Here is a 25,618-nt window from a genome sequence, read left to right as displayed (position 1 = left end):
CTATCATAAGAATCATAACACTGCATATAGACTTTTAGCACTTAATTATAATTAATAAATTGACATTTACCGGAATAATTAATAATTAAATAATTAAATAATTAGATAATTCAAGTTTAAAGCCTCTCCTTTCAAGGGGAAAAAAATAAATCTTTTCCTTTTCGTCAATCCTCTCCCTTTTAGGGAGAGGTAATTATCCATTATCCATTAATGAAAGTCCTAATTTATTCAAGATTTTCTCAAACAATAAAACTATTTATAGCCTTTCAACTTGCTTAAATCTGCTAATTAATCGTTCCAGAAGGTGGGGAATCTGAAACTGCTGCTAATTTTAGGTACTTTAACCAATAAAAAACCAATGGTAATTTATTTTTGGTTGGGGATCTAAGTCATTGGCAGAAAAATCTTATGTACAATGATAATTCATAGATTCTCTATAGTTTATTTATACCCCTAAATTATGCAAATATTATCAAACACAAGCTATCGTTTATTGTAATTATAAACTTGCCACTTCTGAAAAATCTCCCATGACTTTTACCTCTGGTTTTAATAACAAAGACCACTGCTTTTCCACCTGTTCTTGAACATGATAAATCAGTTGTAAAATTTCGTTAGCTGTAGCACCCCCACAGTTAAGAATAAAATTTGCATGGCGGTGAGCAACCTGGGCCATACCTATTTGATAGCCTTTCAGTCCAGCTTGTTCAATTAACCAACCTGCAGGTTTTGGTCCAGGATTCCGAAAAACACTACCACAGCTAGGTAAGTGATAAGGTTGGGTACTTCTTCGCTTGTGAAAATTTTCAGAAGTTATAGCTGTTACTATGGCTGGCTTTTCTCCTGGTTGTAACTGAAAAGTAGCTTGAGCCACCAAAATAGATTTACCTTGTAGCTTAGAATAACGATAACTGTATTCCAAATCTTGAGCGGACAAAATATCTATCTGGCCATTAGGCAACATAACATGGGCATTCACCAATATATCAGCCATACATTTACCTTGTGCCCCAGCATTCATTACCACAGCACCACCAACAGTGCCTGGAATACCAACAGCCCACTCTAAACCTTGCCAACCCATTCTAGCTGCCTTCCAAGCAAGACGTGGTAATAATTCACCAGCACCCACAGTTAGAAGACCTGTTTCTTGTTCAAAGGAAATATGACGAAGATGACGGCTGCCAATAACTAATCCAGATAAACCACTATCGCTGATTAACATATTAGAACCTGCTCCTAAAAGAGTTATTGGTAACCCTTCAGAGTTAGCAAACTGAAAACTTGCTTGTAGTTGATCTAATCTTTTTGGTGTAACATACCATTCAGCAGGCCCTCCCACTCGGAAAGAAGTTATAGGTGCCAGAGGAACATTAGACCTAATTACACAATCTGTACCTAATAAAGGAATAGGTTTATACTGTGGCCTTCGAGCTGAACTAGCTATGTGATAAGAAAGAGTCATGGTAATAACTGATACTTGAATTATCGTAATTTAAAGAGTTTGTTTTGAAGTTAGTTAACTCAACATCATGTTCCTCATTAAGCTATTTCACTAGACAGAACCTGGTAGTGAGATTGTTGATAATGTGCCATGAGTTCTGGAATAATCTGATTTAAGTTGCCTGCACTCAGAAATATTGCCAGATCCCCTGGTTTGAGAACTTGATGCAAAAATTTACTTACTGAGTCTAAAGACGATTGATAGTGAACCTGTTGATGATAACTCGAAATTTCTTTAGCCACTTGTTGGCCATTAATTTGACCATCAGATGATTCTCCGGCACTGTAAATATCAGTAACAATTACCACATCAGCGTCATTAAATGATTGAGCAAACTCGGAAATAAAAGCCTGAGTACGACTATAACGATGAGGTTGAAATATAGCAATAACTCTTTCTATTGGCAATAAGTTATTTGGTTTAATGAGGGGTAAATTTGTTGTAGATGTATGAGACTTGGGAGTTAATTCCTGACTTTTCCGTAAGCGAGCGGCAGCCAGAGTTGCATTAATTTCACTAGGATGATGAGCATAGTCATCAATAAAAACAATACCGTTACATTCTCCCCGATGTTCAAACCGACGATGAGCACCTTCAAACTTAGCGATCGCCGAGGTAATAGCAGAAAATTTTAAATCTAATAACCTGCCTACTGCCACTGCCGCCAAAGCATTACTCAAGTTATGTTTACCCAATAACCCCAACTCTAATTTTCCCAACAGTTGGCCTCGTTCCCAAACACGAGCTAAGGTAAGATTAGATTGATAATCTACACAATCTACTGTATAATCAGCCTCACTTTCGGGATTAATGCTGTAACTAATGGATGGCTGAAGTCGATCTTTAACAGTCAAACAGTCAATACAACCCACTAGATTCTGACAGTTTCCTTTAAACTCTTGGAAAATTTCGACAACTTGTTCTAGACTTTCATAATGGTCTGGATGGTCTAACTCAATATTAGTAACTACACCTATGTGGGCAGATAATTTAACTAAAGAGCCATCTGATTCATCTGCTTCTGCCACTAGATAAGAACTTTTACCCAAACGAGCGTTACCTTCCCAGGCGTCTACTTCCCCACCAATAACAATAGTAGGATCTAAACCAGCCTCTAGAAGCATAAACCCAATTAAACTGCTAGTTGTAGTTTTCCCATGAGTTCCAGCTACAGCTATGCTTTGATAATCCTGAATTAGAGCCGCCAATAAATCCGAGCGATGGAAAATTGGACATCCAAGTTCAACGGCTGCTTTATACTCAGAGTTTGTTGTATTAATTGCTGTTGAACAAACTACTTGTGGTAGTTGAGAAATTCGGCGTTGCTCAATCAAGGTATGAAAATAAAAACTTAATAATCTCAAATATTTGTTATTCAATAGTTTAGCAATTGCCAACAAATACAAATCATACCCAAAATTAGGAACGCCAGAAATTCCTTCGTGATTTTCCAATCTAACATTGTGTTTTTTTGTCGTTACTTCTCCTTTATTTATAGGTAGATCGGTAGGGGATAAATTTAAATTGGAATTGTTTGACAGAGATAAATTTTCTTCTTCAATAGCTTGTTGAAATAACTCTAAATTTTTGGCTTCTTGATGCCAAAATATATGCGCTCCTATTGCTTCTAAACGCTTTGTTATGTGGCTAGATTTGAGATCCGAGCCATAAATAGGCAACTTGCGTTTAGCTAAAATATAAGCAAGAGCTGACATTCCGATACCGCCAATACCAATAAAATGAAATGGCTTACCACTTAAATCAACATATTTACTCATTAATTTCTCCTTACACACCACACCGCACTCTTAACACGCGATATCATACCAGGAATTTTTTTTTTTAGATAGAGTTTAGCAATAATTTAGCAAAAACACTGGTTAAGTTAGTGAATAGTTTTTATTTCTCGTGATTAGTTTGTTTTCTATCAAATCTTTACCCACTGGCCAGTATTTTTCCGGACATATCTCAAAAACAAATCGAGGATTAATCATCAGGATTTTTTGGCAAAATCACAAATGTTTATGGCTGTTTTGCATAAAAATGCTATAAACCTTATGAAGCAAGCATTTTTAAATAAATCTTATTAATTAGGGTTTGCTGCAAGGAAAGTCTTTTTGCTGAGGTAGGGAATAGGGAATAGGGAATAGGGAATAGTGAAAAGTCAGAAGAAATGGGATTTATAGAGAAAGTGGTTGAAAGTATAGCTTGAGTGATTTTTCGGCCCTTGTCACCCCTTTCATCCTAACTTGAGGAGCACTACCGAGCTAAAAACCTAGTACTTTTTCCAGACCCAAAAAGGCTAAAAGCTTTATCTGTAAATGCTTTGATATTTTTTCAGCAAGCCCTAATTATCAAGTCTGACACTGCAAAAGTTTCAGGATCTTTGGGCAAAAAAACCAATGTTTATCATACCCAATCAGATCAATTAATATAGTTTCACTGAATTCAGAATTTAGAATTTAGAATTAAGAATGCCAGATTTGATAGGCTAAAAACTTTGACACTTCCCTACAGTTTCAGGCAATTATTTGACATTTAAAGTTTGAAACTATTTGTGACATCCTTAAACTGAATTGGTATAAGAATAAGATGGTAAGTATAGCTGAAGTCAGATATGGGATTTGTACATAAGTCATAATTAATAAGTCATAAGTCATAAATTAATTCGTAGGACGGACTATATTTCGAGATCCAAGAAAGGCCGTTGGCAGGTATCATAGAACCTCCCTACAAGATCGAAAGCTCATGGGGTGAAGCTTTGTACAATATCTATAGCACTACGTATTTTGGTGTTTGACAATAATTTGGGTTGTATAGCAAAAGGCAAAAGGCAGAAAGCAGAGGGCAGAAGGCAGAAGAAAAAATCTTGCTTTGTCTGAGTTTTGGGCTTTTTATACGTCCTAACTTTTGCTTCGACTGCTATAAGGGAACAGGGAATAATAGGGAGCAGAGGGATGTCCTAAGGTAGTATTTGCGTAGCGCTATATTAAAACAGAACATAAAATTCGCCCCATATTTGGTTTAATAAATTACTTGGGATCATAATTAACCTACAAAAAAATTATCAAATTACCATTTTGTTGTATGATAATCCTCAAGGTTAGTTTTCTTTTAAGCTCTTCTGGCTGAAATTCATATCACTTCTTTAAAAGTAAGGTATGTGGAATCAAGGTATGGCAGAGTTTAAATGTGAAATAAATATCTAAAACTATCAATAAGTAACCCAGGAATAGCACGGGTACTTGATAGATTAATTCGGAATATATCCACTTAAAGGGATAGATTTACCGAAAAATTCATACTGAAACTTTTTGATCAGTGTGTGGAACTGTCTAAAAAATTCAATTTTACAAGCTATTATTTAGGAGGTAAAAAGTGATTAGAGTTGCCATAAATGGTTTTGGACGTATTGGACGGAATTTTTTACGTTGCTTGCTGACTCGTACAGATAGCCAACTCGATCTTGTAGCTATCAACGATACTTCTGACCCCAAAACCAATGGTCATCTACTAAGGTACGATTCAATGTTAGGTACTTTAAAAGGTGTAGATATTAGTGCCGATGAAAATTCTCTTACAGTCAATGGCAAAACAATTAAATGTGTTTCTGACCGTAATCCTTTAAATTTACCATGGGGAGATTTGGGTGTTGACTTAATTATTGAGTCTACAGGTGTATTTGTGACTGAGGAAGGAGCTTCAAAGCATTTACAAGCTGGAGCTAAAAAGGTTTTAATTACTGCTCCTGGTAAGGGTGGACAAGTTGGTACTTTTGTGGTAGGTGTTAATCACGAGGATTATAAGCATGAAGATTACAACGTTATTAGTAATGCTAGCTGCACAACTAACTGCCTAGCTCCTGTTGTCAAGGTTATACATGAAAACTTTGGCATCATCAAAGGCACAATGACCACAACTCATAGTTATACTGGCGACCAACGTATTTTGGATGCTAGCCACAGAGATCTACGACGAGCTAGAGCTGCAGCGGTAAATATTGTGCCAACTTCTACAGGTGCAGCTAAAGCAGTGGCTCTAGTAATTCCAGAAATGAAAGGTAAATTAAATGGTATAGCGATGCGTGTTCCTACTCCTAACGTTTCGGTTGTAGACTTAGTGGCTCAAGTTGAGAGAAAGACCTTTACTGAACAGGTAAATGAAGTTATAGAGGCAGCTGCTAATGGACCAATGAAGGGCATCATTGAATACAACGATCTGCCTTTAGTTTCTATTGACTATCGTGGCCATGATTGTTCTTCAATTGTTGATGCTAGTCTGACAATGGTGATGGATGGCGATATGGTAAAAGTTATTGCTTGGTATGATAATGAGTGGGGTTACAGTCAGCGTGTTGTAGACTTGGCTGAAGTTGTAGCACAGAAGTGGGCTGCTTAAATAATTAATAATTAATAATTAATAATTAAATAGTTTAGGTTAAAAGCCTCCCCTTGAAAGCGGAAGAAAAGAAAATTTTTTCCTTGAGGGTCTATCCTATAGCTAAAAGGGAGAGGTAATTATTAATTGTTAATTGTTAATTGTTAATTGCTGAAAGAGGCAAACTGATCAACCTAGTTTTTTCGTAGATGTCTATTGTTAAAAACAACAATTTATGCTACAGGCGGGGTTTCATGTATGTAAGTCCTAGAGCGTATCATCAATTAAATCTGAAAAAGATACATGGCAAGAGTTTTGGGATGCTAGGTCAAGAAATACCTCATACGCTAAAAACCTTGACTGACAAAGCGTTTAACTTCTAATTGATGACAAACCCTAAGAATAAAAGAAAAAACTCCAATTTAAGATAGCCGTTATCAGGTTTAGGTTAATGCAGGAGTAAAATAAAAAACTTTTTCAAAAATGTTGAAATCCTTGGCTAAGTTTAAGTTGCTCATTTGGGTAGATTCCTTGGCTATCTATTAATAAGATGTCGGTGTTGTCTGTGGTTGTACCCACTATGGCTGCACCGACTCCAATTTTTTTGACTAATTCTTGGCCACAAATTAGTGGGAGGCACAAAACTAGCTCGAAATCTTCTCCTCCATATAGTGCCCAGTTTAATGCTTGTTCAGGTGAGACAAATTTAGTCAAGGAGTGAGGAATAGGAATTTGATTACGTTCTATCCTGGCCCCTATTTGAGATGCTTGACAAATCTGAATAATTGCATCTGCTAGCCCATCACTACTATCCATTCCTCCTACCAAGATAGAATTTTTGCTGTCCTCTGTACCACTAAAATTATTTAAAGATAAGCATTCCCATAAAGTGTTTAAAATGTCAAGCCTTGGGCGGGGTCTTTGGTGAGCCAAAATCAGGGTAGAGCGTTCTTCTTCTGTGAGAGATTCAACTAACTCTGGATGAAGTAATAATTCTAACCCTGCTCTTGATGCTCCATGGACTCCAGTGGCAACGATCGCATTATTTGGTTGACAATTTGAACGAAAAATGGTATGGTTCGGTTCAACTTGTCCAAAAGCAGTAATTGAGATAGTAGAAACTGGCGATCGCACAATATCTCCACCAACTATAGGGGTATTATATGGTTGTAAGCAGTCGTAAATTCCTTTGTAGAGTTGTTCAACCCAAGTAACGGGTGTATCGCCAGTCAAACCAAGAGCGATTGTAATTCCTATGGGAAAAGCTCCCATTGCTGCGATATCGGATAAGTTAGCAGCAGCACTACGCCAACCTACATCTTCGGGGGAGGTGGTGCGATCGCTGAAATGTACTCGATCAACCAGTGTATCAGTTGTCACTACTAATGATTTATTGGATTGAGTCAGCAAAATTGCAGCATCATCTCCAATAATATCTCCTGGGCAAAAATTGTGCAATATTTTTAAAAGCCCTTGTTCGCTAATATCTTTAACTTTGAGCATGAAAATTTATCTAAATTAATATTTATGAAAAATAGGAAATAGGTATGGAGGGAATAGGCAGAAGTATTTGATGATTTATAGATAATAATTGATTATTTGTAATTTTTGGAGAGGCATAACACAGAGCAATAGTGTTCTGTAGCATTTCGGGATCGCTAAAAAACAAAAATTATAGCGCCTAGCGCTAGGGAATAGTAAACTGTCAAAGGGTTTCATAATTTATAAATGTCCGCGCCCAATATTCGACTGCTATAATAATTTTCTCAAAAATAGGGAATAGGTATGAAGGGAATAGACAGAAGTAATTGATAATTTATGAATAATAATGGATTTGATTTAGGATTTTGCGAGAGGTATAATAGGCAGCAGCGAAACACCATATTCAATTGACCAACAGAAAAATCAATTTCCCTATTTTAATCCCAATGTTTCAATAGGAGGTAGTGATAACTGATAACTGAAATAACCCTCAGTTGAAAATTGATCTATGGTAGATACTGGTGTATAATTTTAGACTAAAATTATACATGATACTTTGGCAAAAATGGAATAATTAAAATGTTTTTTTTACTCTCTAAAAAATAAACGTTACTTTTGCATATTTATTTACTTTTTTGTTAGAGTAGAAATTAAGAGAATCGTTATTTTAAGCAATCGCCAAAATCTAGACAAATTTTTTGACTAACTATAGTTAATGTTAGTCAAAATTATACTTTTATTGGAAAATTAATAAAAATTAAATTTCAAATTAAAAAAAATAATAAAAGTTAAAGAAAAATAGAGTGATTAGCAAAAATTTAGACAAATATATAGGAATAAATCGTGTAGTAAGCTACATTTTTTTCAATCTAAATAATAAATGATAGTTTACAGTAGAAAGTAAAAGACGACTTCTTAACATTAATTTAATAATTTTTCCGATCTATGAAACCTAGAATCATAGTTTGTGGCTTGGGTCGTACCGGCTACAAAATATTTCGTCTATTAAGACAGCAGGGTGCAACAGTTGTTGGCATTAGTGACCGCCCACTCCAAGGAGAGGGTTCAGAAATTATTATTGGCAACTTTCGTTCAGCATCTACTTTATTAGCAGCAGGCATTCAAAGTGCTCATACTCTGGTTTTAACAGGGAAAGATGAGTCTGTTAATTTGTCTGCTTTAATGTTAGCAAGGATTTTGAATCCTAAAATTCGGATTATTAATCGCCTGTTTAACACAAGTTTGGGCGATCGCTTAGATCATACCCTGACTGACCACACAACCATGAGTGTGTCAGCTTTAGCAGCTCCAGTGTTTGCTTTTGCAGCACTAGGAAATCATGCTATTGGTCAGCTAAGTCTGTACAACCAGACCTGGCCAATGCACGAAGAATTGATTGATCGGGATCATCCTTGGGCAGGTCGTAAGCTAAGTTCGCTTTGGGATGATCGCGATCTGATGTTAATTTACTATATACCAGTAGCAGATCCAATCGATCTAGTCTCTGCAGTAGTAAAAGGGCGAGAGTTAAAGGTAGGCGATCGGATAATTATTGCTAGCAAACCTAGTGTCCGAACTCGCAGACAAAATTTAATTAACAACTTATTCAAAATATTTGCCAGACTCAGACAATTTCAACGACATAGTAAATCAGCAGTAATCCTTAACCTAGCTCTTCTAGTAACTGTTTTAGTTTGTACTATTACTTATATTAGTATTAATCTGAATAATAGTTTCGTTGATTCTCTGTACTTTACTGTGGGTATGATTACAGGAGCAGGGGGAAATGAAAAAATAGCAGAACAAGCACCAGGTAGTATCAAAGTATTTACTTCGATAATGATGCTTGTGGGTACAGCGATCGTAGGTATTTGCTATGCACTCCTGAATGATTTTGTATTAGGTACTCGCTTCCAAGAGTATTGGGATGCTGCTCGTATTCCTCTGCGGCATCATTATATTATCTGTGGGTTTGGTGGAATTGGGATACATATTGCCCAACAACTTGTTGCTAGTGGTTATGAAGTGGTAGTAATAGAGCGTAATCCTAACTGTCGATTTCTCAATACTGCCAGGTCGATGAAAATTCCTGTGATAGAGGGAGATGCCAGTTTATCTACGACCTTAGAAGTTGCCAATATTGAAAAAGCTGAAGCTCTATTAGCTGTAACTGGTAATGATATTGTTAACTTAGAAATTGCTCTAAGTGCAAAAGGTCTTGTACCGAAAATACCAGTTATAGTGAGAAATCAAGATCCGCACTTAGCTTTAATGGTGCAACAAGTGTTTGAATTTGAGTCTGTACTTAGTCCGACAGAATTAGCAGCTCCTGCTTTTGCGGCAGCAGCGATCGGCGGTAGAATTCTCGGCAATGGAATTACGGCAGATAGTTTGTGGGTGGCATTAGCAACTTTAATTACACCAGGACATCCTTTCTGTGGCAAAGTTACTCAAGACGTTGCTCACACTGCTGACTTTGTACCCTTGTATATAGAAAGCAACGGTAAAGAAATCCATGGTTGGGATTTGCTTACTAGGACTTTGAATTCTGGTGATGTCTTGTATTTAACGATGCCAGCGAATAGACTAGATCAACTTTGGAGAAATACGCCCGTACAACTAATAAGTAATGTAGTTGAATAGATATAAAACCCCAAAAATTTATTTTATTTATGGGGTAATTAACATTAAAGTTAAACAATAGAAAATAATTTTCAACTGTAGAAAAGTCTGGGAGCTTGATTCTTGAAGCTTGATTCTATTTTGAGTTTAATGCTTATATTACTACAAAAAAATAGTAATAAAATTTGGGATTAAAATAATGAATTATGTTCAAAAAAAAGATTTAATTGAAAATCCAGAAATTCGTTATATTTATCCTATGTCAGAGGGGCAGAAAGGGTTATGGTTTATCGACCAAATTGCCCCTAACAATACCACTTACAATGATTATAATGCGGTAAAAATTAATTCGTATTTAGACATAAAAGTCTGGAAAGCAACATGGCAAAAAATCGTAGAACGTCATGCCATTTTAAGAAGCACTTATGGAACGGATCAAGAGGGCAAACCCGTGCAAGTTGTGCATCGGAAAATGAATGTTCCGATGCAGGTGATTTATGCTAAGGATTGGAGTGAAGAAGAGTTAAAGCAAGAAATTTTAGCCCGTGCACATATTTTATATGATTTAGAAAAAGACCCCATTATCAGATTATATTTGTTTCAGTTTTCCGCAACGGAATGGGTTCAATTTTTTACGATTCACCAGATTGCTAGTGATAGTTTTACCAAAGATTTATTGTTAAAAGAATTCCAGAAATTATATGCAGGAATTCCAGTTAAAGAACCTTTAGTTTATACCGATTTTGTCAATTGGGAATCAGAAATGCTGAATTCACCTTCAGGAGAAAAGCTTCGGCAATATTGGGAAAAACAATTGGCGGGCGAGTTACCAATTTTAGATTTACCAACAGATATACCGCGCTCCAGTGTAGTTACTTATCGGCAAGATTCCCATGAATTAAAGCTCAATGAAGAATTGGTATCGTGTCTCAAAAAACTAGAGTTTGATAGTATTAGTCTTTTTAAAATTGCCTTGAGTGCTTTTTATGTCTTGTTATATCGCTACACAAATCAGGAAGATATTATTGTTAATATTTCCACAGAAAATCGACAGGGTAAAAAAGAGTTTAAAGATGTAGCGGGGAATTTAGCAAGTTTAGTTATTGTGCGGGGGAATCTTGACGGGAATACTACTTTTAAGGAATTGCTGATACAAGTCGCTCAGACGGTTGACGAAGCTCTCAAAAATGAAGGTTTTAATTATCCTTTGAGTCAATTTGTGAAGCAGTTGAAACAGAAAAGTAATTGCCGTCATAATCTGGTTTCTTCTGTGATGTTTAATTGGCAAAAATTAGGATGGTATGAGACAGATTTTCCAGAGGAATTACTTCAAATTGAGCCTTATTTGTTGGGAGAACAACGTGGCGCTCTCTATGACATTTTTGTAGAATTTATTGAAGTAGGTAATGAGTTAAATGTTCGATGGAATTATAATAGCGATTTATTTTATCCTGAAACTATAGACCGAATGGCGAGGCATTATTTGACCTTGTTAGAGGGAATTGTAGCTAGTCCAGAAACACCGATTTTTGAATTACCGTTGTTGACTGAATCTGAACTTCATCAGTTATTAATTGAGTGGAATAATACTCAGGTTGAATATCCCCAGGATAAGTGCATTCATCAGTTATTTGAGGAACAGGTGGAAAAAACACCCGATGCAGTGGCAGTGGTGTTTGAAGGGGAAGAGTTGACTTATCGAGAATTGAATAGTCGGGCGAATCAATTAGCTCATTATTTACAAAAGTTGGGGATTAAACCAGAATCTTTAGTAGGGATTTGTGTTGAACGTTCTCTGGAGATGATTGTGGGATTATTGGGGATTCTGAAAGCGGGTGGTGCTTATGTTCCTCTCGATCCAACTTATCCAATTGAGCGCATCGCTTATATGCTAGAAAACTCTCAAGTTTCAGTGCTATTAACTCAAAAAAATTTGGTAACTGGATTACCGGAAAATCAAGCGCAAATTATTTGTTTAGATACTGACTGGAATTTAGTTAGTCAAAAAAGTGACTTAAATCCCAATTGTACTACTTCTGAGAAAAACTTGGCTTATGTAATCTATACTTCCGGTTCCACGGGTAAACCTAAAGGTGTAGGAATGAAGCACCTTGCTTTGAGCAATCTAATTTTGTGGCAAGAGTCAAATACAAGAATTTCAACCAGAGCAAAAACCCTGCAATTTGTACCAATTAGCTTTGATGTCTCTTTTCAGGAAATATTTTCAACCTGCTGTGGGGGTGGAACTTTGGTATTAATCTCAGAAGAAGTACGACTAGATCCTGTTGCTTTACTACATTTGTTAAGAGCAAAACAAGTGGAAAGACTGTTTCTTCCTTTCGTTGCTTTACAGCAGTTAGCAGAGACTGCTCAAACCAGGGGATTGATTCCTACCAGTTTGCGGGAAGTAATAACAGCAGGGGAACAGTTGCAAATAACTCCAGCGATCGCCCACTTTTTCTCGCAACTAAAAGATTGTTCCCTTCATAATCAATACGGGCCATCAGAAACTCATGTAGTTACAGCATTTACCTTAACCGGTTCTACTGACACTTGGTCAACACTACCACCTATTGGTCGTCCCATTGCTAACATTCAGATTTACATCTTAGATCAATTTGCACAACCTGTACCTGTGGGAATTCCTGGTGAGTTGTACATCGGGGGAGTTAGCCTAGCCCGAGGCTATCTTAACCGTCCTGACTTGACAGAGCAAAAGTTTATCCCTAACCCCTTTGATAATTCAAAAGCGCAAAGTGCGTTCTTGGGGTCTCCCCAAGTAGAGCAACTTTGCAAGAGAGTCAAAATTCAAAAGTCAAAATTATATAAAACAGGGGATTTAGCTCGTTACTTACCGGATGGAAATCTAGAGTTTCTCGGACGTATAGATAATCAAGTAAAAATTCGAGGTTTCCGCATCGAACTCGGAGAAATTGAAGTAATACTCGCCCAACACCCCAACCTGCGAAAGACTGCGGTAATTGTCCGAGAAGACCAACCAGGAGATAAGCGCTTAGTTGCTTATGTTTGTGCAAATGAGGGGCAAATCCCGACTTCAGCTCAACTGCGTCGGTTTCTTAAGGAAAAGTTACCAGACTACATGGTGCCCAGAACGTTTATAATTCTAGAAGCTTTTCCCTTAACACCAAGCGGGAAAGTTGATCGCAAGGCTCTACCTGCCCCTGATACTTCAAGTTTAGTTCGTGAAACCAGCTTTGTTGCCCCCCGGAATTGGGTAGAACTGCAGGTAGCTCAAATTTGGTCAGAGATTCTGGGTGTTTCTCCTATTGGAATTCACAATAACTTTTTTATTGAATTAGGCGGAGATTCCTTGTTGGCTACTAAAATCATTGGGGTAGTGCGCGATCGCTTCCAGGTAGAATTATCGCTAAATTCTTTATTCAAGTATCCTACAGTAGGAGAGTTAGCCAAAATTGTTACCCAGGTAGCTAAAGAAGAGCGATCGAATCCTTTGCTATCCCTGGAACCCATTTCACGAGAGCAAACTATTCCTTTATCTTTTGGTCAAGAACAATTGTGGTTTATCACCCAATTAGCTCCTTCGGAACCGATCTACAACGAAACTTTTACCATTGATTTCGGTGGGGATATTAATATTCAGGCATTATCAAAAAGTTTGACAGAACTGATCCGCCGTCACGAAATTCTGCGGACTACATTTAGAGTTGTCAACGGGCAACCAGTTCAGGAGATTCATCCGCCATCAGCTTTGACTTTACCCGTCGTTGATTTGCGCTCTTTGCCGAAAACAGAAGGAGAAACAGAAGCGTTGCGAATTGCCACCGAACAACTTCGTACTCCTTTTGAGCTAGTCCGAGGTCCCTTGCTGCGAGCAACTCTGATTCAGCTTGCAGAAACAAATTATCGACTCTACTTAGCCGTGCATCATACTCTGCTAGATGGCGAATCTCTGACCAACATATTTTTGCCCGAATTGGAAACTGTTTATACGGCATTTTGTCAAGACTTACCCTCACCTCTAGCAGAGTTAACCATCCAATATGCAGACTTTGCGGTTTGGCAGCGACAGTGGTTACAGGGAGAAATTATTTCCAATCAGCTTGTCTACTGGGAGAAACAACTGGAAAATTTACCCAAACTGCAACTTCCGAGCGATCGTCCCCACACCCCACAAACCACGTTTGCCGGTTCGCGGCTTTGTTTCACACTCTCAAAAGATTTAACCGCAAAGCTCAAAACCATTAGTCACAAAGAAGGTGTCACCTTATTTATGACCCTAGCAGCAGCCATCAAGGTTCTGCTTTATCGCTATTCGTCTCAAGAAGATATTGTCATTGGTACTGTCACCTCCCAACGCAATCGTTCGGAGTTACAAGGAGTCATGGGAGACTTTTTGAATACTTTAGTGTTGCGTAGCGATCTGAGTGGTAATCCTAATTTCCGAGAATTGTTAAAGCGAGTCCGAAATGCGGTCTTATCCGCTTACGCAAATCAAGATGTACCCTTTGAGCAGGTTGTCAATGCTGTTCATCCCGATCGCCACGTCAGCCAAAATCCCCTTTTTCAAGTATTGTTTGTTTTTCAACCACCTTTAACTGAGGATAAGTTAGGATGGAAAGTCAGCCAGTTCGAGGTAGATTCGGGCAGATCAAAGTTTGACCTCACTTTTAATTTAGAGGAACGACTAGATGGAATGAGTGGGGCGATCGAGTACAATACCGATTTGTTTGATGCTGCAACTATTGAACGAGCGATCGGACATTTGATGACTTTATTAGAAGGAATTGTTGCTCATCCGGAAACTTCCATTGCTCAATTGCCGTTTTTGACTGAAACTGAACGTCATCAGTTATTAGTGGAGTGGAATGATACGACTGTTGATTATCCCCAGGATAAGTGCATTCATCATTTATTTGAGGCACAGGTAGAACGGACACCGGATGCTGTGGCAGTAGTATTTGAAGAGCAAAAATTAACTTATCATCAGTTAAATTGTCGAGCGAATCAATTAGCACATTATTTGCAACGATTTGGCGTCAAACCAGAAACTTTAGTGGGAATTTGTGTCGAGCGTTCCCTGGAAATGGTAGTGGGATTATTGGGGATTCTCAAAGCCGGTGGTGCTTATGTTCCGATTGACCCAACTTATCCCACTAAGCGCATTGCCTATATGCTCGATAACTCTCAAGTTCCAATTTTACTGACTCAAAATCATCTACAAGCGACCTTACCTGAGTATCAAGGACGTGTCCTAAGTTTAGATTCAGATTGGAATGCAATTGCAGCAGAAAGTCAAGAAAATCCGACTCCTGGAGTAACGCCAGAGAATTTAATTTATATTATTTATACTTCTGGTTCAACTGGAAAACCTAAAGGAACAATGAATACCCATAAAGGGTTGGTTAATCGAATTCTGTGGATGCAAGATGAATACCAATTAACCGCAAGCGATCGCGTCTTACAAAAAACCCCCTTTAGTTTTGATGTTTCCGGGTGGGAATTTTGGTGGACGTTAAATATGGGTGCGCGTTTAGCGATCGCTAAACCAGAAGGTCAAAAAGACCCTAACTATTTGGTTAAGCTGATTAATGAACAACAAATTACTACCATTCATTTTGTCCCATCTATGCTTCAGATTTTTCTGGAAAACCCCGATATTCAATCCTGTAGCAGTTTGAGACAAGTATTTTGTAGTGGGGAAGCTTTACCTCTTGCTCTCCAAGAAAGGTTTTTTAATCGTCTGAAGGCTGAATTACACAATCTTTACGGTCCCACTGAAGCAGCAATTGATGTCACCTACTGGCATTGTCAACCTGAAACTCAATTGTCAATTGTACCTATTGGTTATCCCATTGCCAACACACAAATCTACATCCTAGACAAACATCTCCAACCAGTTCCTATTGGCATTCCCGGAGAACTGCATATCGGTGGTGCAGGTTTAGCACGAGGCTATCTCAATCGAAAAGAACTCACATCAGAAAAATTTATCCCTAATCCTTTTAGCCAGGAAGCGGATTCGCGACTCTACAAAACTGGTGATTTAGCCCGTTATCTACCCGATGGCAAGATCGAATATATTGGACGAATTGACAACCAAGTAAAAATTCGCGGTTTCCGCATTGAACTCGGAGAAATAGAAGCGATCTTAGCAGAATATCCCGGAGTCAAAGAAGCGGTAGTAATTGCCCGTGAGGACAACCCAGGAGATAAACGTTTAGTGGCTTATATTGTTGCTGAATCAACTGTTCCTAGCATCAACAAATTGCGTTCTTTCCTCAAGACAAAGCTACCAGATTATATGGTGCCATCAGCTTTTGTCGTATTAGAAACTTTACCGCTCACTCCGAATGGAAAAGTCGATCGCCGCGCCTTACCCACCCCCTATGCTTCTAGTCTCGCCAATGAAACCAGTTTTGTTGCTCCTCGCGACTCCCTTGAACTACAACTAGCCCTAATTTGGTCAGAAGTTCTCGGCATTTCTCCGATCGGAATCCGCGATCGCTTCTTTGACTTAGGCGGATATTCCATCTTAGCGGTGCGTCTCATGGCTAAAATTGAGCAACAATTTGGCAAAAATCTATCTTTAGCTGCCCTATTCCAAGGAGCCACCGTAGAACAATTAGCAATTCTACTGCACCAAAAAACCGATACTCAATCTTGGTCTTCCTTAGTTGCCATTCAACCCCAAGGAGAGAAGCCACCATTCTTCTGTATGCCAGGAAGCGGTGGCAATGTCGTCCACTTTCACCAACTATCTCGTCATTTAGGCAATGATCAACCCTTTTACGCCTTGCAACCTCCATCTTTAGATGGGGTGTCGGAACCATTCAGGTCTGTTGCAGAAATTGCTGCCTATTACCTCAAGGCTATCCAAACCGTTCAATCCTCTGGCCCCTACTACCTTAGCGGTCACTCCTTTGGATCTCTGGTTGCCTTTGAGATAGCACAACAGCTACAACAACAGGGAGAAACTGTCGCCCTCCTAGCCATATTAGACCTTCCAGCTCGACTTCCTGAGAGCTACCCAAAAAAGTTAGATTGGGATGATACCCGATGGCTGACCAATATTGCTTATATCCTAGAAACGTTATCTGGAGAAAAGCTAAATATTTCCTATGAAATACTCAAACCTCTTACTGCCGAAGCTCAATTAAAGTATCTGAAACAACAGATGGAAAACTTCAACTTGTTGCCACCTGATTCGGCAATTGAGCGAGTGCGAGGCATAGTTCAAACCCTTAAAGCTGACGAACTTGCTTTTCTGAATTATGTTCCACAAGGCGGCTATCAAGGTCGGATTACTCTGTTCCGCACTAGCGAAGTTTATGAGGAAGCGCTGGAAATGCTGGGCGAAATTACCAGGGACCAAACTTGGGGCTGGAATCACCTTTCTAGTCAACCTGTAGAGGTTGATGTGGTTCCTGGAAGTCATATCACTATGTTGAGAGAACCTCATGTTAAGGTATTAGCTGAAAAACTGAAATTTTGTCTAGCTAAAGCATGGAAAAGTGAACTATAGCACTACGCGCAAGTCAAAATTCAAAATTCAAAAGTAATTTCTGAGTGAGTTTGAGCATTTATAAATGTCCTAACCTATTTGCGTAGTGCTATAATAATAAGTTGATCAAATTCAACAAATCACTATTTCTACAAGATTACCAAATGGCAAAAATCATTGGTATTGACCTTGGCACAACAAATTCTTTGGTAGCTGTGATGGAGGGAGAGAAGCCTACTATCATTCCTAACTTATTGGGAAATCGTATTACTCCCTCAGTTGTGCGGATTCTAGAAAACGGGAATTATATAGTTGGAGAAAATGCTGCTAAAGCACTGACTACTGACCCTAAAAATACTATTGCAGGTATAAAAAGATTTATGGGCAGACGCTACAACGAGGTTATGGATATTGTACCGACTGTCCCCTTTGATGTAGTTCTCGGTAGAAATAATTTCGCCATGGTTAGATGTCATGGTGTTGATTATAGTCCCCTGGTTATTTCTGCCATGATTCTCCAATATTTAAAGGCTTCAGCAGAAGCATATTTAGGTGAAGTGGTAACTCAAGCAGTTATTACTGTGCCAGCTTATTTTAGCGATCGCCAACGTCAAGCAACTGTAGATGCAGGAGAAATTGCAGGACTTGAGGTTTTACGAATTATCAATGAGCCAACTGCTGCCTCGCTAGCTTATGGTTTGGATCGAAATAGAGAAGATAATGAAGACGTTGAAAATATTATTGTCTTCGATCTTGGTGGTGGCACATTTGATATTAACATTTTAGAAGTAGGGGATGGAGTTTTTGAAGTCTTGGCTCATAAAGGAGATGGATTTCTTGGCGGAGATGATTTTGATAACGCAATTATTGATTGGATTCTTGAGGAAATTAAATTAGAATATGGGGTCAATCTCTCCAATAATGTGCTAGCTCTACAGCGAATAGCAGAAGTTGCTAAACAAGCTAAATGTGAGCTTTCAGGTGTCTCGCAAACACAAATAAACATTCCCTATCTTATTAAAAAAGATGAGGAATTTATCAATTTAGAATTAATTTTAACACGTACAAAATTTGAGGAAATTTGCGAAGAATTATTTGAAAGACTTATTCCTCCATCTGAACAGGCTCTGAAAGATGCGAAACTTTCCTCATCAGAGATAGATAAAGTTGTTCTCGTTGGGGGAGCAACTCGAATGAAAAAAGTATCTGAAATTATCCAAAGAGTCTTCAACACTCAACCGAGCAGTTCTGTAAATCCAGATGAGGCAGTAGCTTTGGGTGCGGCAATTCAAGCTGGTGTCTTAGGTGGAAAGGTGAAAGATGTACTTCTACTTGATACTACACCTCATTCTCTGGGTATCGAAGCACAAGGAGGCGTTGTAAATAGAATAATACCAAGGAATACAACTATTCCAACAAAAAAATCAGAGGTCTTCTCAACTTTATTGGATGGACAAACTTCTGTAGAGATTCATATTCTTGAAGGTGAAGGAGAGTTAGCCATTGACAATCGAACGCTAGGTCGATTCATTTTAGATAGAATTTTTTCTGCTCCTCGAGGCATTCCCCAGATTGAGGTTACCTTTGACATCGATGCTAATGGAATCCTCAATGTAACAGCTAAAGATAAAGGCACGGGAAAAGAGCAGAGCATCTCAGTTGAGCTTAGAATGTCTAAGGATGAAATTGAAGTTATGTCTAATATTTTAGATAGAAATGCAGCTTCAATTAAAAAAATGCAATTAAAGTGAATTTATAAAAATTTAATTCTCAAGTTTTAGGTTTGCAGCTAATCTACGAACGTAAATATCCTTATCTTTTTCCATAGCACTAATAATAAATTTTTCTTCGATAAATTCATCATATTGCATTATAGATTTATAAGCTTCTAATCGGACAGATGCCTGTGAATAACTACATAGATTCATTAAAGTAGATACGATTAATTTTCCATGAGACTGAGTAATATCTTGGGAATAAAATTGATTCCTTTTGCCTAAAATTTTAATAAGATTAATTAGATGCCAAGATTTTATTGTTGAAACTTGGGAAATAACTGCAAGTAGAGAAATAATTAGTTCCTTTTCAATCCTCCGTTTTTCAAAAAGACTCAATGTGTAGCGGTGAACTCTAGTTTCTTTATCCATTAATAAAGTGGTTAGATATTCGGCTGGCTGTTTACCATAACGATTTCTTAATAACCAGGCACAATAAATGCGATATTCTGAAAGATAAGCATCAGAGTATTTTGATAGCATCTTGTATAGCAATTCATCATCTGCTAAATCTAAAGAAGTCAGTGCAGTTAAAGCACTGTGAAGCTCCATCTTTCCAAGACTGTTAATACCTTCTTCTATTAGTGTAAAATCTTGATTATTTTTCGACTCGACAAGAATACTAATTGCATTTAATTTCATTTCTTCTTTGTAATGATAACGCCCAGGAGGAAGACGCAGAGTCTTATCTTCAGGTGTTTTATTTTCACTTGACTCCCCTTCCTCTATAGAATTTTCTAGCTCTTTTTTATCATCTTCTGAAAATAGAGTCTGAGTATTATCAATTTCTAACATTCTGCTAATCATCTCTCTTGTTAAAGGATGATTAGGATGATGACGTAATACTTGCACGATTATAGGTGCTAACCTTTCCTTATTTTCATCTCTGGCAATTCTTTCAAACTTATCTAAAGCAATTATTAACTCATCACCAATGTTATTAATATCAATCCTTTCAAAAGCTTGAAGCATAGCAATTTGTCTTGAAGCAAAAAACTCTTCTTCTGAGGTAGCGAGCAGAGAAATTATCCTATTAACCAATTCTCCATTTCGCTTCAGCATTTTATCTAGAAAAAGAATTGCTCCAAAACTAGGAGAAAAACTACTTAATATACTGGCTACTTCTTGTAGAAGAAGTTCAATTTTTGTTTCCAATTCTTGAGATAGCGCAAGCTGTTCTAACCAACTTTGTGCAATGATATACTCCATAAATTCGTCATAAAGGAAGCGCACGTTTCTTTGAGTCACCGAAAATTGTAAACTTTCTTCAAAGATTAAATTCTCAGAGCGAATTAAGTTATATAAAGATGTACTTTTGTTTGCTTCTTCAGATGTTATTTCTAACTCAGAAAGATTTAGGCTAGTTTTTCTCTTCAACCACATTTGATGACCAAGTTTGGTTAGAAAACCAATAATTTGTTCAGTTCTAAGAAGACCAAACTGCTGAATAATTTTGGCTTCTACACGTTCTAAATATAAGTTAAATACCGAGAATAGTTCAAGATTACTGACTTTATCAAACTGATAGTCTCGATATGCTTCACAAAAGAAACGTAAAAGTAAAGGATTCCGTAAAGATAAGAGATTGCTGGCATCAAAGCTAGATTGAATATTGAATCGTTTAAAGTACAATCGAATTGCTTGATTAATTTCCTGCTCATTAAATTCATTTAGTTCAATTGTTTTAGTTTGAAAAAGCGAAGGTTTAAGTGTAGCATAAAATAAATCCCAAAAAATGTTTCTACAACTAAGAATTAGCTTAATTCTCTTATCTTCAAGCTGGATAATAAAATCTCTAAGTGAGCGAACAAACAAAGGCAAATTACTATTCTCATTTATGCCATCTATCAAAATAAATAAATACTGACGACTTGGATTATCCAATATTTGTTTAATCCGATTCATCCAGTTGTCAAAATTTCCAGGTAATAATGACTCTAATTGTCGTTGTATGTAATATTCAACATCATACTTATCTGTGATTTCCATTTGTCCACTCAATAAAACAACTGGAGATTTTTTACTTAAGTTATTTGCTAAATGACAAAGAAGGTTTGTCTTTCCATATCCTGCATTAGCAACTAAAACAACACATTTTTGAGCTTGAATTTCCACAAGATTATTGATTTCTTTAATTAAATCATTGGCAAACTTCCACTTAATAGGAAGACCACCCGCATAAGCATAAATTTTCGATGGAAAAATATTAAGGCATATTTCTTCTACTTTTTTTTGAATATCCGTTTTATCTGCGACTAAAACTTTTCGACATAATTGGAATAAATTTTCTGGCAATTCTGATAGAGCTTCACTACTAATAAAAGGAAGTTCTTTTAAAAGTGATATAGTTGTATTACACTGAGAATAAAATTCTGTATTTATTCTTGGCAAACGTATCGTATAATTTATTAAACTAAATATACTTTCTGTTTCATCAAAAAAAAACGCTTTCTTTAGATAATTAGTAATTCGATAATACTGTTCCGAAGATTGACTATTTCTAATAGCTGTCTTAGCCTTTGGTAAATAGTAATAGGCTTCCTCTCGCAAGCGATAATTCTTGGAAATTTGAATTAAATCGTCAATAATTTTATCGACTCGATCAAGAAAAGTTTGGTCAAAATTTACAAATGACTCAATTTCCTTTTCTTCTCCACGTTCCAGATAAATGTCAGGAATATATTTATCTCTAGCAACTGACCTTATTTGCTGATTAATGGAGGCTCGACATAATAAATGTAAACTATCTAGAGAAAACGAATTGTGCTGGTTGATGTCTATTTTATCAAACAACAATTCTCGCATAACTTGAATAAAATCACTGACAAATGTTTGCTCAAGTCTATCAATATTTTCAAAAAAATTAACAACGCTATTGTCTATAACCCCATTCTTAAATGCCTCATAATTTAAGTTCGTAGTTTCTGTCTGTTGAGGAGATAATTGAGATTGCTTGAAATAGACAAGACATGGAATATTTTGAGCTTTTGCTAACTCATATTCCAACTCTATAAATGGTTTCTGAGTCTCTCTATCAATCAAGCCACAATTATCACCAAATAAACCTATATAGAGCACAGATTCCTGTATCTTTTCTCTACGCTCTTGAAGCAACTGACTATGATGGCTACTAAAATATTCTATACCGCCATATAGTTCTCCAAGTTTGTCTAATGTTTCCTCAAGTATCTGTATCTCTCGTTTAAATTCATTAAAATCGGCACTTATGAAAATTAAAGCGCGTTTGGGAGAAGGTATAGAGTAAACATCTCCAACATGAACTCCAATAGTTTCTGCAGAGACTTCTTGAAAGTGTACAGAACTATGCTGTTGCTCTTTTGCTCCTTCTCCCTTTATGTCTTTGGGGTGTTTTCTTGCCCTGCTCGAACTTGCTCTATGTCGATTTCGCCTTGGAATTTGCCCTCTCTAACCTTAACTCCTGTCCCTGTTGCAATAATATCTTTTATCTTCAGAGCAGCTGCTTCAATTTTTTCTAAATCGACACCAATAACTAGAACATTTTCTGCTGGTAGATTTTTAGCCGTATCCAGGAGAAATTCAGCTTTTTTAAGAATTTCTGTATCTTTATCTACCCCTAAATCAGCTATTTCCTCTTCAACAGCAGCTTGCTGTGTTTTAGACTCCGGCTTTTTTTCGAGTCTGTCAACTCCTACATCAGGATATTTAGTTTTGATAAGATTCTTCAAACTTTGATAACCATCTTTTACAGCTTGTTCTACCAAAGACTTCATTCCTGTTACAGCTCCTATCGCTAAGGCTGTGACAATAATAGTTGCAGGTTCCATAATGATTTTCCTCCCTTGGATTGGTAAAAAAGATTAGTCTACATTCTAGCAGGACTTTTTAAAATCACCCCCAAATTCAAGCCTCAACTATTATAAGCAGCGTTCCAGAAATATTATAATTCTATATTTTAAAAATAAGAAAAACTTATCAAATCAGTCAAAATCTTAGATTTTTCAAGCTCTGAAACCTCTACATAGACAGACTTTCATTTGTAGATTGCCCCTGGTGACAGCTTCGTTATATTTGCCCCAACCTATCGGTTAAAGTTTAAAACCCCTCAGTTGAGGTTTGGGACATCTCAGTTGAGGCGTTCGCGTAAGCGGAACGGAGTTCTATCGCAACCACTAAACCCTAAAAGTAACAAATTATAGATACCAAATGGGCTTTACAGAATCCATTTGGTATCTATTAATCTACATAAATATAATGTACATTAATATAGGATAAGGAGAAAAAAAGAAAAAAGTAAGATGGACAATTTTAATTCACTGCTAATGGCTACAAAAAAAGCAATAAATCCTAAAGTATTTAGCAAAATTATTAGCTCATCAACTTTAGGATTAATGATATTTTTAGGAGTAATAACTACCATTCCCCCTAATGCAATGTCACACGATGCAATGTCACAAAATAATGAAGATAATAATCAACTTCAACAGGACTCGGAGTCAAAACAAGAATCTCTATTTATTACCTATCCGTCACGCAATCATAAAACTACTTCAGACCGAATTTTCTTAATTGGTACAGCTTCTCCAGAAGCGGAAGTTACTGTTAATGGAAAACGAATTAATGAGCGTAGTAAATCAGGTCATTTTGCCCCTAGTTTTCCATTACAAATAGGGGAAAATATATTTACTGTCCGCCATCAAAATGAAGAGATTATTTTAAAAATAACACGCAATTCAAATCAACCACCTGTACCAATAGGAATAGCTTTTGGTAAAGACTCTTTGACTCCGACAAAAGATATTGCCAGAATGCCAGGAGAACTAATTTGTTTTCAGGCGATCGCTCCTCCAAATGCTAATATTTCTGTTTCATTAGCTGCCCAAACTATTCCTTTACTGTCTCAGTCTCAAGTAGTAAATTTACCAGGAAATTTGGCAGTATTAACAGGAGATAATCAACCTGTTCCTTCTGCGGGAGAATATTATCAAGGTTGTGCGAAAGCAGAAACACCAGGAGAGTTAGGTCAACCTGAGTTTAAACTAAGTTTCAGAGGTAAAACGGTGACTCAAAAAGCACCGGGAAAAGTAACTATTCTTTCTCCGACTACATTTGAGGTAGCAGAGGTGACAGTAGAAGAGGGAATCGCGAGAACCGGACCGAGTACCACTTATTCCCGCTTGACTCCCTTGCCAAAAGGTACTAAAGCTTTGATTACAGGCAAAGAAGGAGACTATTTACGACTTGACTATGGGGGTTGGATAAAAGCAAGTGAAACCAGGATATTTACAGATGCAGCACCACCCCGTTCGGTAATTCGGAGTGCGCTCTCTCGTCAGGTTCAAGGTGCAACAGAAATCAGATTTCCTTTGCAAGTTCCGGTGCCAATAACAGTCGAACAGGGCGATCGCTATTTAACTTTAACTCTGCATAATACCACTGCTCAAACTGATACTATTTGGCTAGATGATGACCCGTTAATTGAGCGATTAGACTGGCAACCAATTCTAACTTCAACAGTGGAAAATGAACAGGCAGTTCAATATAAATTTTATTTAAAAACAGACCAACAATGGGGTTATAAATTACAATATGTTGGTACAACTTTGCTGTTAACTTTACGGCATCCTCCGGCAGTAAAAAGTGGAATTAGTTCTGCATATAAACCTTTAACTGGAATGAAAATTTTAATTGATGCCGGACATGGAAGTGAGAATGATTTAGGAGCAAGAGGTCCGACTGGTTATCCTGAAAAAGATGTGACATTAATTTTGTCAAAGCTATTAGAAAATGAGTTAATTAAGCGGGGAGCTTCGGTGTATATGACACGGAAAGCAGAGGAGGATTTATATCCTAAAGACCGTGTAGAAATGATTAATCAACAAGTGCCAGATTTAGCACTTTCTGTTCATTATAATGCTTTACCTGATTATGGAGATGCTCTAAAAACTCAGGGAATTGGTACTTTTTGGTATCATGCTCAAGCTCATAGTTTGGCAGTATTTTTACATAATTATTTAGTGGAAAAATTAGACCGACCTTCTTATGGAGTATTTTGGAATAATTTAGCTTTAACTCGTCCGGCGATCGCTCCTTCTGTATTGTTGGAATTAGGGTTTATGATTAATCCTTATGAGTTTGAATGGATTATGAATTCTCAAGAACAACAGAAGTTAGCAAAAGCATTAGCAGATGGAATTGTGGAGTGGGTAAAAAGTTCTGAGTAAATTGAAATAGCAATTAGGTATTTGCCAGTTATTAATACAGCAAATTCCTAGTATATAGCATTTCTCATAAAGATGAGGTACAGTTACGATCCCCCTAAATCCCCCTTGAAAAGGGGGACTTTGAAGACTCCCCCCTTTTTAAGGGGGGCAGGGGGGATCTAAAACTTAATCT

10 protein-coding genes are annotated in these 25,618 nt (G+C 37.2%); 5 read left to right on the top strand and 5 right to left on the bottom strand.

Annotated elements, in window-relative coordinates; all coding sequences use genetic code 11:
- Positions 1 to 499: 499 nt before the first annotated feature.
- Positions 500 to 1,465, bottom strand: a complete 966-nt coding sequence (gene murB, locus F6K40_RS24970) for a UDP-N-acetylmuramate dehydrogenase (protein ID WP_293139797.1) — start codon at positions 1,463 to 1,465, stop codon at positions 500 to 502.
- 77 nt (positions 1,466 to 1,542) lie between these two features.
- Positions 1,543 to 3,282, bottom strand: coding sequence for a UDP-N-acetylmuramate--L-alanine ligase (murC, locus tag F6K40_RS24965; RefSeq protein WP_293139796.1), 1,740 nt, complete (start codon positions 3,280 to 3,282; stop codon positions 1,543 to 1,545).
- Positions 3,283 to 4,882: 1,600 nt separating this feature from the next.
- On the opposite strand from murC, the gene F6K40_RS24960 reads away from it, so the two are divergent.
- Entirely contained in the window at positions 4,883 to 5,902 is a 1,020-nt protein-coding gene (locus tag F6K40_RS24960; RefSeq protein ID WP_293139795.1) for a type I glyceraldehyde-3-phosphate dehydrogenase, read from the top strand.
- Positions 5,903 to 6,358: 456 nt separating this feature from the next.
- Here the strand turns inward: F6K40_RS24960 and thiL are convergent, their stop codons facing one another.
- The gene (thiL, locus tag F6K40_RS24955; RefSeq protein ID WP_293139794.1) at positions 6,359 to 7,384 is read right to left on the bottom strand and encodes a thiamine-phosphate kinase; all 1,026 of its coding nucleotides are present in this window, start codon (positions 7,382 to 7,384) and stop codon (positions 6,359 to 6,361) included.
- Between the two features lie 924 nt (positions 7,385 to 8,308).
- Between thiL and F6K40_RS24950 the strand changes: the two genes are divergently transcribed.
- The 3 genes from F6K40_RS24950 (at position 8,309) to dnaK (ending at position 19,219) form a co-directional block, all read left to right on the top strand.
- Positions 8,309 to 10,006, top strand: a complete 1,698-nt coding sequence (locus tag F6K40_RS24950; RefSeq protein WP_293139793.1) for a potassium channel family protein — start codon at positions 8,309 to 8,311, stop codon at positions 10,004 to 10,006.
- A gap of 178 nt (positions 10,007 to 10,184) precedes the next feature.
- The gene (locus F6K40_RS24945) at positions 10,185 to 17,489 is read left to right on the top strand and encodes an amino acid adenylation domain-containing protein (RefSeq protein ID WP_293139792.1); all 7,305 of its coding nucleotides are present in this window, start codon (positions 10,185 to 10,187) and stop codon (positions 17,487 to 17,489) included.
- A 143-nt stretch (positions 17,490 to 17,632) separates the two neighbouring features.
- Positions 17,633 to 19,219, top strand: a complete 1,587-nt coding sequence (dnaK, locus tag F6K40_RS24940) for a molecular chaperone DnaK (protein WP_293139791.1) — start codon at positions 17,633 to 17,635, stop codon at positions 19,217 to 19,219.
- A 12-nt stretch (positions 19,220 to 19,231) separates the two neighbouring features.
- Here dnaK and F6K40_RS24935 read toward each other — a convergent pair whose 3' ends face one another.
- Positions 19,232 to 22,471 carry an NACHT domain-containing protein gene (locus F6K40_RS24935; protein ID WP_293139799.1) on the bottom strand — a complete coding sequence of 1,080 codons (3,240 nt, stop codon included), beginning with the start codon at positions 22,469 to 22,471 and terminating at the stop codon, positions 19,232 to 19,234.
- 125 nt (positions 22,472 to 22,596) lie between these two features.
- Positions 22,597 to 23,049, bottom strand: a complete 453-nt coding sequence (locus F6K40_RS24930) for a hypothetical protein (RefSeq protein ID WP_293139790.1) — start codon at positions 23,047 to 23,049, stop codon at positions 22,597 to 22,599.
- A gap of 621 nt (positions 23,050 to 23,670) precedes the next feature.
- On the opposite strand from F6K40_RS24930, the gene F6K40_RS24925 reads away from it, so the two are divergent.
- A complete protein-coding gene (locus F6K40_RS24925) occupies positions 23,671 to 25,446 on the top strand; it encodes an N-acetylmuramoyl-L-alanine amidase (RefSeq protein ID WP_293139798.1) in 1,776 nt (591 codons plus the stop codon).
- The last annotated feature ends 172 nt before the right edge of the window (positions 25,447 to 25,618 follow it).

Source organism: Okeania sp. SIO3I5, assembly GCF_010672085.1.
Taxonomy (GTDB): domain Bacteria; phylum Cyanobacteriota; class Cyanobacteriia; order Cyanobacteriales; family Microcoleaceae; genus Trichodesmium.
Note: the sequence above shows the minus strand (reverse complement) of the source record. Positions and strands in the feature narration are given on the sequence as shown.

Coding starts and splice junctions, on each gene's coding strand:
- F6K40_RS24930 (WP_293139790.1), bottom strand. CDS start 23,049: ATGGAACCTGCAACTATTATTGTCACAGCCTTAGCGATAGGAGCTGTA.
- thiL (WP_293139794.1), bottom strand. CDS start 7,384: ATGCTCAAAGTTAAAGATATTAGCGAACAAGGGCTTTTAAAAATATTG.
- F6K40_RS24925 (WP_293139798.1), top strand. CDS start 23,671: ATGTCACAAAATAATGAAGATAATAATCAACTTCAACAGGACTCGGAG.
- F6K40_RS24950 (WP_293139793.1), top strand. CDS start 8,309: ATGAAACCTAGAATCATAGTTTGTGGCTTGGGTCGTACCGGCTACAAA.
- murC (WP_293139796.1), bottom strand. CDS start 3,282: ATGAGTAAATATGTTGATTTAAGTGGTAAGCCATTTCATTTTATTGGT.
- dnaK (WP_293139791.1), top strand. CDS start 17,633: ATGGCAAAAATCATTGGTATTGACCTTGGCACAACAAATTCTTTGGTA.
- murB (WP_293139797.1), bottom strand. CDS start 1,465: ATGACTCTTTCTTATCACATAGCTAGTTCAGCTCGAAGGCCACAGTAT.
- F6K40_RS24945 (WP_293139792.1), top strand. CDS start 10,185: ATGAATTATGTTCAAAAAAAAGATTTAATTGAAAATCCAGAAATTCGT.